The organism is Cytobacillus horneckiae, assembly GCF_002835735.1.
Lineage (GTDB): Bacteria > Bacillota > Bacilli > Bacillales > Cytobacillaceae > Cytobacillus > Cytobacillus horneckiae.
In genome coordinates this window covers 29716-41643 of sequence record NZ_PISD01000031.1, presented here as the reverse complement: position 1 = coordinate 41643, position 11928 = coordinate 29716, and the positions used below count along the sequence as shown (strand labels likewise).

At 36.5% G+C, this 11928-nt stretch carries 11 protein-coding genes; 1 reads left to right on the top strand and 10 read right to left on the bottom strand.

All coding sequences use genetic code 11. The features are described 5' to 3' along the window. Positions 1-28: 28 nt before the first annotated feature. The 4 genes from CWS20_RS14980 to CWS20_RS14965 form a co-directional block, all read right to left on the bottom strand. Positions 29-1216, bottom strand: coding sequence for a competence protein CoiA (locus CWS20_RS14980; RefSeq protein ID WP_241504202.1), 1188 nt, complete (start codon positions 1214-1216; stop codon positions 29-31). A gap of 120 nt (positions 1217-1336) precedes the next feature. Next, a complete protein-coding gene (mecA, locus tag CWS20_RS14975; RefSeq protein WP_066196287.1) occupies positions 1337-1993 on the bottom strand; it encodes an adaptor protein MecA in 657 nt (218 codons plus the stop codon). A gap of 527 nt (positions 1994-2520) precedes the next feature. Beyond that, the gene (gene spxA, locus CWS20_RS14970; RefSeq protein ID WP_066196286.1) at positions 2521-2916 is read right to left on the bottom strand and encodes a transcriptional regulator SpxA; all 396 of its coding nucleotides are present in this window, start codon (positions 2914-2916) and stop codon (positions 2521-2523) included. A 510-nt stretch (positions 2917-3426) separates the two neighbouring features. Next, positions 3427-4002, bottom strand: coding sequence for a GNAT family N-acetyltransferase (locus CWS20_RS14965; protein ID WP_066196284.1), 576 nt, complete (start codon positions 4000-4002; stop codon positions 3427-3429). 252 nt (positions 4003-4254) lie between these two features. Between CWS20_RS14965 and CWS20_RS14960 the strand changes: the two genes are divergently transcribed. After that, positions 4255-4440 carry a hypothetical protein gene (locus tag CWS20_RS14960; protein WP_066196281.1) on the top strand — a complete coding sequence of 62 codons (186 nt, stop codon included), beginning with the start codon at positions 4255-4257 and terminating at the stop codon, positions 4438-4440. 96 nt (positions 4441-4536) lie between these two features. On the opposite strand, the gene CWS20_RS14955 is transcribed toward CWS20_RS14960, so the two are convergent. The 6 genes from CWS20_RS14955 to CWS20_RS14930 form a co-directional block, all read right to left on the bottom strand. Beyond that, positions 4537-5721, bottom strand: coding sequence for a putative glycoside hydrolase (locus tag CWS20_RS14955; protein ID WP_066201484.1), 1185 nt, complete (start codon positions 5719-5721; stop codon positions 4537-4539). Between the two features lie 286 nt (positions 5722-6007). Beyond that, a complete protein-coding gene (locus CWS20_RS14950) occupies positions 6008-6943 on the bottom strand; it encodes an ABC transporter ATP-binding protein (protein WP_066196278.1) in 936 nt (311 codons plus the stop codon). 1 nt (position 6944) lies between these two features. Continuing rightward, on the bottom strand, positions 6945-8012 hold the full coding sequence (locus tag CWS20_RS14945) for an ABC transporter ATP-binding protein (protein WP_066196275.1): 1068 nt from the start codon (positions 8010-8012) through the stop codon (positions 6945-6947). Positions 8013-8023: 11 nt separating this feature from the next. Beyond that, entirely contained in the window at positions 8024-8938 is a 915-nt protein-coding gene (locus CWS20_RS14940; protein WP_066196272.1) for an ABC transporter permease, read from the bottom strand. A 6-nt stretch (positions 8939-8944) separates the two neighbouring features. After that, positions 8945-9880, bottom strand: a complete 936-nt coding sequence (locus CWS20_RS14935; RefSeq protein WP_066196270.1) for an ABC transporter permease — start codon at positions 9878-9880, stop codon at positions 8945-8947. 181 nt (positions 9881-10061) lie between these two features. After that, positions 10062-11693: a peptide ABC transporter substrate-binding protein gene (locus CWS20_RS14930; protein ID WP_066196267.1), complete on the bottom strand. Its 1632-nt coding sequence runs from the start codon at positions 11691-11693 to the stop codon at positions 10062-10064. Between the last annotated feature and the right edge of the window lie 235 nt (positions 11694-11928).

Here is an 11928-nt window from a genome sequence, read left to right as displayed (position 1 = left end):
CACCAATTTCCGCAAAATTAATATTTGATTATTTTATTGCATTTCTCATTATTTTCTCTCCATACTGTTGATAAAAATTTTTTTCAATCTCAAGCAAATGTTGAAGATTGTCTTCCATTTGAATAGGTTTTTCAAGGTAATAGTCGAAATGATTAGAAGTTGATAAGATCCTTAGCTTCCTTAAAACTTCAACATACTCTCTAACTGCTACTAACCCTCCTCCTTCTATACCAAATGACAGTGCTCTTAGTTTTATATGCTTATTGAGACATCTTTTTTTAAAGCTATTATATATTTCATGAAGTGAAAAAGTCTTTCTAAAACGGAAAACATCAAGATATAAATAGGTTTGCCATTGAATCGGCGATGTGGCAATATAATATGCATTTTTGACAGGAATGCCTATTTCCGGCGGCAATGATGCAGGGTAAATAGAAGATTGATATAATTCATCAAGGAAAGTGCGTGGAAAAAGTCCGAATTGTATATTTGCATATGTCTTCATCCTTCGTATTTCCGTTTGCCACCGAGAAAAATGAATCGGTTCAATTGACCCTCGTAACATTTGGTGAATAGGAATATTTGACAGGCTTCTAAAAGATAATTTTCCTAAGGCGGATTTCGGTGTAAGTGGCATTAGATGATGTATTAGGAGAAAGGTGTTTGTTTGAGGACTGAAAAAGGGAATGACCGTTTGGCCAGAGGCATTAATTTGCAGAAAAAGATATTGAAAAGAAGATAAGGATAATTTTTGTGAACCCTTGCGATGATAATGGTCATCTGACAAAATCCAAAGCGGCCGTATTCCTGCCTGGATATAACATTGATTTCTTTTTAACAACAGTTCTTCAGGAATAATCGAGCATTGATATTCAATCGCATTTTTTATATTGTGGAGAGTATAGCCTAAATCTGCTCGCTGCCTTATTTCGTGATAATAGCTCTCCATATCGGGCCTTAATCCCTGATTCGTTAACCATTCATACAATAACTGCTTTCCGTCTAAATGTTTTTTTGTTTCTCTCTCATAGCTTTCAAAACAATCGCTTTTCCTCTTATGGGAAAAATGCGGTATACGTTTGCTTCCTGCTTTTAGGATTAACGCTTCCTCGCATTCCGGGCAAAAAAACTGGGCTTCCAGCTTTAATTGGTTTAGCCTTAACTCACTTGTTTTTCGATCAAGCTGAATCACTTTTCCTTCTTTGCTTATCGCCATAAGCACTGTTTATTCCCCCTTTTTAGTTCTGTATTATTAATTCTAAATTCGATCAAAAATCCCTTCTCATTATGCATATTTAAACAACAAAAAACCGATTTCAAAAAGAAATCGGCTTCTTTATTTAAAGTATTTTCTTAATTCCACAAATACATTTTCATGCAAAATCACTTTTCCATATTCTTGCATAATATGAATGGTCGTATCTGTTTCATAGCCAAACTCAAGGAAAATACTTAGAAGGTTATCAATTTCGTCTTCTTCAAATACATCCTCTGGGAATTCGACAATTAAATAATATTTTCCATTATAAGAATATAATGAGGTTGTAACTTCATCTAATTCTGTTCGCTTTGCTAAAGAAATCAAATCTTCGAAATCATTAAAAGCAAGAACAAACTCCAGTTTTTCGTCATCCTCTTCTTCTGTCGGAATGTTGAAATGTTGATCAAGCATAGCCTCAACCCTTTCATCGACCGCTAAATCCTTTAGCTTTTCATCGGAAACTGGCAACTCAAACTTTTGTCCGTCTTTGGATAATTGTGCTTTAGTAACTAAAATTTCCAATCCCTTATCAAGAGCCTGCACCTGAATCCATAATGGGCCTTCCATCAAGAAGTCTTCTTCCTGATGAACTTCATCCATCATTTCCCAAAATAATTCTTCACTCCGCTCACGATTATACCAGATCTCCTCGCGGTCAAAGCCTTTTTCCTCTATATCTACATAAGAAATATAAAACTTAACAGTGTGATCATTTATTCGTTCAATTTCCATTTAGCAACTCTCCCTTCTAGCGATTGGTGAAGGGACTAAATACCCCCATAACATCCTATCTGTAACACATTTTCCCTATATAAAGGGAAATATTCCTTACTAATAAAAAAATTTAAACTAATAAATAAAAGTTATTATCTTCTTATTGCTTTCATTTTATGACAAAAATTCGTTATGGGGAATGTAAATAACCTAACTCCTGAAAAACGAATGAATGCCTATATATTTTTTTACATTAACTTGACCCATTAACAATAATAAACATGAAAATTGTTAGTGCTTGTATTTTATCAAAAAAAATACTCCCTCACAAGAAACATGTTTCAATTATAAAATGGAGAAATAAAACCTTTCTCAGGACTGTATAATTAAAAGAGACAAAATAAGTTTGTCTCCACTTATCATTTCAGCGCTCGCCTTAATGAGACTTATACATCTGTTAAGCGTTATTGGAAATTCGCCAATATAAAAGGCTGTTGAGAAATACTCAACAGCCTTTAAATCTTTATAATGAAGATCTTATCATATTAATTTACTAAACGCTGTGCTTCACGGAGATGATAAGTACGAACTTTCCTTGGCAGGAATCTGCGTATTTCATCTTCATTATAACCTACCTGCAAGCGTTTTTCATCGAGAATAATCGGACGGCGCAATAAACCAGGATTATCCTTAATCAATTCAAACAAATCTTGCAATGGCATCGTTTCTAAATTCACATCAAGTTTTTGGAATGTTTTAGAACGTGTTGAAATAATTTCGTCCGTACCATCCTCTGTCATGCGAAGGATTTCTTTAATTTCTTCAATTGATAACGGCTCAGAAAAAATATTTCTTTCTTTATAACTAATGTCATGCTCTTCTAACCATGATTTTGCTTTCCGGCATGATGTACAACTTGGTGAAGTGTATAATGTGACCATTTTACAATTTCACACTCCTTAAATTTAGACATATATAAACTCATTCAAAATATATTGTTTAATTAGGCTTTTACAGCAAGATTTTTACTTGCGTAATCATCAACTGCAACAGTTGTCTGTTAAAGTATTCACTAGGCTCTTCCGTGAAGTCATTCAAGTAATTTAAAATTACTATAAATAAGCATTTACAATATTTATTATACACCAATAGATTATGTTATGGTATATGTTTTTATATTCATTATAAAAGTCTCATACGCTAATTAAACAATGAACTCGCCTAGGTGAATCTATAATATAAGACGTTTTAACACAAAAAAGGTTTCACTTTTTTATTATTTTTCAGCAATTAATTAGAACAGTTCACAAAAAATACAATTTTATCGTTCAATTAGTCTTTATATACCCACAATCAAAAACTGTTAAACCTACCTACTTCATTCTCAATTAATATTAAATATTGAAAATAAAGAAAGATGGCAGGAATCAATCTTCCTGCCACCTTTATGTTTAAATATCTTTTAACATGTCACGCTCTTCCTCTTTATCCGCGAATGTTAATACTTCATCAACCGGCTGATACGATTCTCCATAAAAATGTGTATCTTTATAAGTATGAATTAGTTCATACGTCTTTTTCATTGAATCAAATATCATTTCTTCACTTTCATTTTCCGGTGCCCAATATAAAATTTCCATTTCATTTACTTCTCTCGTTGCCAGGGAACGCCGGCGATATCCGATTGACTGAGCATGCTCAAATCCTTCTCTTTTATAAAAACGCAGTCTTTTCTCAGTATCCGTATCTTCGTAATCAACAGGCTCTACTTCTAAAATGATTGGTTTTCCTTTTTCTTTTAATTTCTCAATTAATTTACGGCCAAGTCCTAGGCCTCTAGATTCTTTGGAAACGAATAAATAATCAATAAACACGAACGTATCAAGCTCCACATACATCAGGACATGCATGGGACCTTCATCCTTATGGTAAATATCAGGCCTTTCTTTTAATAAAGTTTCCATATGTTCTTTTGATTTCATTTCTTCAATTGGAAAATATTGATTCAGTTTTTCATACCAATGCATGGACCAAGCTCCTTCATTATTAGTTTTCCAGTATGATAAGCTCCCAGCTTTCCTTTCAACGACTTATTCAACGTATATTTTTTATTTATATACATATGCATATCATTAACGCTTGTCAGCCGCATTTCCTATAGGAAGTATTTGTGAAATAGCCTCTTTTCATACAATGAAAGATAGATTAAAATAAAATTGAGAATATTCTTTCGGAAGGCTGTCATTCATTTTTGCAAAAAGAAAGATGGAGGTTTATCAATGATTGGTTACTTTTCAGACTTAATTATTGTTTCATTGCTCATAATTGGATTTACAGCCTTTTTAGGTGTGATTACAAATGGGCTGGGAGAAAAATTATTTGGCGGCAAGAAAAAATCCGAATTCGTAGACCGATCAGCAAGAGTGCAAACTGGATGGAATCATGTAGGTGGAAACAAAAAATAATATTCTATCCACTATTCTATGATAACGAATTAAGGAGAAGTGTCAAATAAAAAGCAGTTATATGCCCTTTGGAATGGCAATAACTGCTTTCTTTTTTTAATCAGTTAACGGCGTATAATCGACATTCTTCGTATAGGAATTACCTGCATTCCATAGGAGAAATTCATCAATTCCTTCCTCATTTAGCGCTTTGATTTGCTCTTCTACTTCTTTCTTTCCATAAGGTTTATAATTTCCCTTGCCTAAATATGAAGCAGTAAAATCTTGCAGCCATGGTCTTGAAACAGGAGGGTTTTCAAGCTCCCCAATCTTTTTGTTTTCAAGCTTCGCATATTCTTTTACTAGCTTGTACGGCTCTAAATCAGGCTTCGGTATGCCAAAATATGAAGTCCAGTGACTTGGATAAATCATCGATGAAATGACATCCACATGTTCAGATATTTTGGAGAAGTTCTGCCCTATCCCTGGAGCCTCCGGCAATGTAGCTGTATAACCAAATATATCAACGGAGACCTTGACTCCATATGGCTCGAGCTTCGCCTTCGCATACTCAACAAAGTCTGTAACTGCCTTTACCCTCATCTGCACATCATCGCCATCAATTTCATCCTTATAATGACCTTTGCTATATTTCAGCGACTTATCCATATTTTCAAACCCTTCAGGAAAGCGGACATAATCAAACTGAATTTCCTGGAATCCAAGTTTCGCAGCATCTATTGCAATATCAATATTATAATCCCATACTTCTTTTAAAAACGGATTAACAAACGCCTCACCACGTCCATTTTTCCATATTTCATCCCCTTTTTTAAAGGTCCATTCAGGCTTTGCTTTAGCTAATTCAGTATCCTTAAATACAACTACTCTTGCAATTGGATAAATTTCTTCTTCTTCCATTTTTGCGAGTAAATCTTTAGGTTTTTTGATATATGGCTCAATAATGTCCTTGTACTTTTCCTTATCTTCCGGAATATAAGTAAGATTTCCCCAATCTTCCTTCATATCAATCACCATTGCATTTAAATCTGTTTCCCTCATCATAGCTATGAGATCATTAAATTTTTGTCCGCCTGCTGACGGACCAGTTACATAAATCCCTCTCACAGCATCGGGATAATTAAATGTAAATCCTGAATCAAACTGAAACCGATTCATTTGCTCAGGCAATTCCCGAACAAATCCATAAAAAGACTTTTGCGTATGTAGATTAAATTCTTTTTCAACCTCTTCTGCACTTGTGTTTGTGCCAATGACTAACATCGATAAAAACAACATCATAGTTAGTATATTTTTTGAAGCATTCAACCGTTCTTCCCCCTTTATTCCGTCCTGTTTTCTATCTACCCTTATTCTACAAGAAGTATCATTAAATGCAAAAAAAGAGAATTAAACAAAAAGTCAATAAATTTTAAAATTTACAATAGTAATTTCATGCAAAATAATGTATACTATATTCATACGTTAGTGAGTGAAAGCACTAAACAAATTTTAAAAATTCAAATTGTTGTTACTTGTCGTTTTTCTCTCGACAAAAAACGACCTCAAAGTTGAGATCGCTTTTTGCTCATTTCGTGTATTGTTGTTGATATTCCTTAAACTCTTTTTCAGAACAATATACAAAATGTCCTGGTGTGATTTCACGCATTTCTAAGCTTTCATTATCAGCATATTGATGAGATGCTGGGTCATAAGCTCTGCGCTGACGTGTTCTTTCTGATTCCGGATCAGGAAGAGGGATTGCCGATAATAAAGATTGGGTATATGGATGAATAGGGTTGTTGTAAAGATCATCAGCCGGTGCTAATTCCACTAGCTTTCCAAAGTACATAACACCAATTCTATCACTAATATACTTAACCATCGACAAGTCATGGGCAATAAACAAATATGTTAATCCTTTTTCTCGCTGCAGCTTCTTCATTAAGTTAACAACTTGAGCCTGGATAGACACATCAAGTGCTGAAATCGGTTCGTCCGCAATAATGAAGTCTGGATCTACTGCAAGCGCCCGTGCAATTCCGATACGCTGTCTTTGACCGCCGGAGAATTCATGCGGATAGCGGTTAGCGTGCTCTTTGTTCAAGCCAACTGTTTCTAAAAGCTCATAGACTCGCTCCATACGCGCCTTTTTAGTTTTAGCAAGGCCGTGGATATCGATGCCTTCAGCAATAATATCCGCAACAGTCATACGCGGGTTCAAAGAAGCATAAGGATCTTGGAAAATCATTTGCATTTTACGGTTAAATGCTTTTAAAGCTTTTGCAGACTTTTTACCATGTACATTTTCACCGTCAAATATAACTTGACCGTCTGTCGCATCATAGAGCCGTATAATTGTACGTCCAGTTGTTGATTTACCACAGCCGGATTCACCTACAAGACCTAATGTTTCACCTTTATAGATATCAAAAGAAATGCCATCTACTGCTTTTACCATATTAGGTCTGCCAACGTTAAAATGCTGTTTTAAGTTTTTAATTTCTAATAACTTTTCAGCCATTTTATTTCCCCTCCTTCACAAGCACTGGTTTATCGAAGTTGGAGGACATTTTACGAATACGCTGTTTTACCGCATCAGGCGGTTCAACGTTTGGCGCATCAGGATGCAGCAGCCAAGTTTTTGCAAAATGAGTTTCAGAAACCTGAAACATTGGCGGCTCTTCTTCATAATCAATGGCAAGTGCATATTTGTTCCTAGGTGCAAAAGCATCACCAACTGGTGGATTAGTTAAATCCGGAGGTGTACCTGGAATAGCAGCCAATTCATCATTTCCGTCGTTTTCCAAGCTAGGCATTGAAGCAAGCAATCCCCAAGTATAAGGATGCTTCGGATCATAAAATATTTCATCAACTGTGCCGATTTCGACGATTTGACCTGCATACATAACTGCAACACGGTCAGCTACATTTGCTACTACGCCTAAATCATGAGTGATAAATATAATCGAAGTATCAAGCTTGTCTTGCAAGCCTTTCATTAACTCCAAGATTTGCGCCTGAATGGTTACATCCAAAGCAGTTGTTGGCTCATCCGCAATTAGTAGCTTTGGACTTGCAGCTAGGGCAATCGCTATCATCGCACGCTGTCTCATACCGCCTGAAAATTCATGTGGATATTGATTGACACGACTTTCCGGCATCGGAATACCAACAAGTTTTAACAGCTCAATTGCACGTTTTTTTGCATCAGCTTTAGATACCTTTTGATGTTTAATTAAACCTTCCATGATCTGGTTTCCAACCTTCATGGTTGGATTAAGGGATGTCATCGGATCTTGGAAGATCATGCTTATTTCTTTACCGCGAATACTTTCCATTTCTTTATCAGATTTAGGAACAAGGTCTTCGCCATTAAATAAAATTTGTCCGCCAGTTATTTTGCCTGGAGGCATGGGAATCAATTTCATCAATGTTTGTGATGTAACACTTTTTCCTGATCCGGATTCGCCAACAATTGCTAATGTCTCACCTTTATGAAGGTCAAAGCTTACACCGCGCACTGCTTGAACAGTACCTCCATATGTTTGGAATGAGACTTTTAAATCTTTTACTTCTAGTACTTTTTCCATCTTCTCACTCCTTATTTACGACTTCTTGGGTCTAGAGCGTCACGTAATCCGTCTCCGACTACATTGAAGGCAAAAATCGTTAAACAAATAAATATAGCTGGGAAGAATAGACGCCATGGATAGTAACGAAGTGCTGGTAAACCATCATTCGCCATTGTACCCCAACTTGCAAGTGGAGGTGTTAAACCAAGTCCTAAAAATCCTAAATACGCTTCAGTAAAGATCGCGGAAGGAACAGTTAGCGTCATCGTAACTAAAATTGGTCCCATTGAGTTTGGAATTAAATGTTTACCCATGATTCTAGTCGTATTTGCACCAAGGGTTTTCGATGCTAACACATATTCCTGACTCTTAAGCATGAGAACCTGGCCACGGACAATCCGGGACATGTTAATCCATCCGGTTATTGTCATTGCGAGAATCATAGTTCCCAAGCCTTGACCTAATACGACCATTAATAAGATAACTAATAATAGATAGGGAATACCAGAAAGAATATCGGCAGCCCGCATCATTGTCTCATCAGTTCGACCGCCTTTATAACCGGCTATACCGCCCCAGGCAACACCGATGAATAAATCGATAAGCGCTGCTGCAACACCAATGAAAATTGAAATTCTTGCACCTTCCCAAGTACGTGTAAACATATCACGTCCAAGATCATCAGTACCAAACCAATGCTCTGCAGAAGGAGGCTGATTTTTGTTTGTTAAATCATTCGTTTTATAATCATACTCTGTCATATATGGTCCAAAGATTGCCATAAAGATTAGAATTGCGAGCAGCACTAATCCAAACATAGCAAGCTTATTTTTTCGGAATCTAATAAACACATCTTTCCAGAAAGAAAGACTTGGCTTAGAAATTTTCTCAGCATCACTTAATTGCGTGCCGACTACTTTAAATTTATCATTCGTGCTCTGCATGATTATTTACTCTCCTTTCTTCCCGCCAGCAAGCTTAATCCGTGGGTCGATAATTCCATATGCAATGTCAACAAGGAGAATAGCGACAAGCAATATGATACTATAGAACACTGTTACACCCATAATGACGGTATAATCGCGGTTTGTGATACTTGTTACGAAGTGGAATCCTAACCCTGGAATACCAAAGATTTTTTCTATAACGAAACTACCTGTAAGAATACTCGCAGTTAATGGTCCCAAGTAAGTAACAACAGGAAGAAGAGCATTTCTCATTGCATGCTTCACTGTAATTACACCGCTGCTTAAGCCTTTTGCTTTTGCAGTCTTAATATAATCATTTGCCAGAACTTCAATCATGCTAGACCTGGTTAATCTGGCTATATAGGCCATCGGTCCTGCAGCAAGAGCGATCGCTGGCAAAATTGTATGTTGGAACGATTCCCATCTTGCAACGGGAAAAACCCCTAATTTAATAGCTAAAAAATACTGTAAAAATGACGCCATAATAAAGGATGGGACGGATATACCTAATACGGCGATGGCCATCGTCGTGTAGTCCTGCCATTTATTTTGCTTTAAAGCTGCTATAACTCCGAACAGTACGCCTAAGGCTACTGCTATGAAAATGGCTTCCATACCAAGCAAGAAAGAAACTGGAAAACCTTCAGAGATTAAATCATTTACTGTTTGACTTTTATATTTGAATGATGGACCGAAATCCCATGTTACTACATTCACTAAATAATCCGTATATTGTTGATACCATGGCTTGTCCAAACCATAGTGAGCTTGTAAATTCGCTTCAATTTCCGGTGGAAGTTTTTTTTCAGAAGCAAACGGGTTTCCTGGTGCAACGCGCATGAGGAAAAATGTTGCTGTTACGATAAGCCATAAAGAAATAATCATATACAGCAGACGCTTTCCGATATATTTCGCCATTGTCCAACACCTCCAATTTAATACTAATTTAGATAAAGAAGGGCAATTGTCTAAAGTTGTGAAATGCCTGCCATAAATAGAAATTTCTTCATAAAATGTAACAAGCAGGATGTTTCTTTTTTACAGAAACGAAGGTATATGGGCGTAATTAATCCCATATACCTCTCGCCAAAATCATAAATTATTCAAAATATGCCCATTTGTATTGCACATCACCAAGACCAGATACAAAGACTTCTTTCAAGCTCTCATCTTGTACCCAGTTATTAGTGTAGAAGTAAATTGGAGCAACTGGCATTGCATCCATAAAGATTGCTTCTGCATCTTTTAACAATTGCAGACGAGCATCAGGATCTGTTTCTGTTTGTGATTGTTCAAGCAGCTTCTGGAATTCTGGGTCTTCCCACCCAGTTTGGTTGTTTCCACCATCAGCATCTTTGTACATTTCTAAGAAGTTCATCGCATCGTTGAAATCACCTAACCAACCTAAACGAGCTACTTGGAAATCCATATTATCTAATTTATCTAGGTATACATTCCACTCAGCATTATCAAGTGTTACTTCAATACCAAGGTTTTGGCTCCACATATCTTGAACTGCTTGTGCAATTTTTTGATGTGCTTCAGAAGTGTTATAAGAAAGTGCGATAGCTGGTAATTCAGATGCATCTTCATAACCAAGTTCTTCTAAGCCTTTTTCTAAGAATTCCTTCGCAGCTTCCACATCATTATCTGGGAAGTGACCTTTTTCGTTTTCAGGGAACATTGTCGGCGGTACGATACCCATTGCCGGCAATTGCTCACCTTGAGTAATATTTGCAATTAATTCTTCACGATTAAGTGCATGTGATAGTGCTTTTCTAATATTTTCGTTATTTAACGGCTCAACAGTTGTGTTGAATTTATAGTTGTATACACCAGCAATAGCTTGAGTAACTAATGTGCCGTTGTCTTTAAGTGCTTGCATTGCATCAGTTGGAAGTGCACCTGTTGGCGCTCCAGCCCAATCAAGCTCGCCGTTGTCAAACATTGATAATTCAGTGTTAGGATCATTAATCATAACCATTTCGATAGAGTCAAGTTTAACTGTATCTTTATCCCAGTAAGTATCGCTCTTTTCAAGGATGATTTTATCGCTGTGAGACCATTCTGTCATATGGAATGGACCGTTTGTTGTGTAGTCGTCTCCAGCATCAGTTGCCCAGTCTTTGTTTTCTTGAGCAATTTTGCTGTTAACTGGTAAATACGTATAGAAAGCAGTTAATTCTAGGAAGTAAGGAGTTGGGTTCACTAGCTTAACTTCTAGAGTTTTATCATCGATCGCTTTTACACCAACATCATCCATGCTTCCTTTACCAGTGTTGGCAGCTTCTGCGCCTTCAATGTAGTATAGTTGGTAAGAATATGTTGATTGGTTGTTAGGGTCAAGCGCCCATTTCCAAGCATATTCGAAGTCTTGTGCAGTTACAGGATCTCCATTAGACCACTGTGCATCACGAATTTTGAAAGTATAAGTTTTTAAGTCATCAGAGATTTCCCAGCTTTCAGCCATCGCTGCTTCTGGCTCATCTTTTTGACCAATACGTGTTAAACCTTCCATAATGTTACGAAGTACTGTACCTGATGTAGAATCTTGAGCCAATCCTGGATTTAAGGACGGTGGTTCAGTATTGATATTCACTTTTAATTCTTGAGGTACATCTTTACCTCCGTCGCCGCCGCCGTCAGCATTGTCGCCGCCGCCACCGCAGGCTGCTAAGAACATGCTTACTACAAGCAACATACTAAAAAAGATAGACAATCTTTTTTTCACGGTGAAACCCCCTAATATTTTTCCAAACGCATCTTTTGCCCATTTACAATTGTGCACATGGAGTAGATTTCTTCAATAATCTGTCAATTTACGATATTTTAAATTTCAAACTATTAAAAGCACTACTAAAAAAGCAAGTTTAACTTAAACCCAAAGATTGATATCTCCTTATATTCTGATAATTCTCGATGTGATATAATGGATGACCAATCTTAAAGAAATAGTATAAACTTAC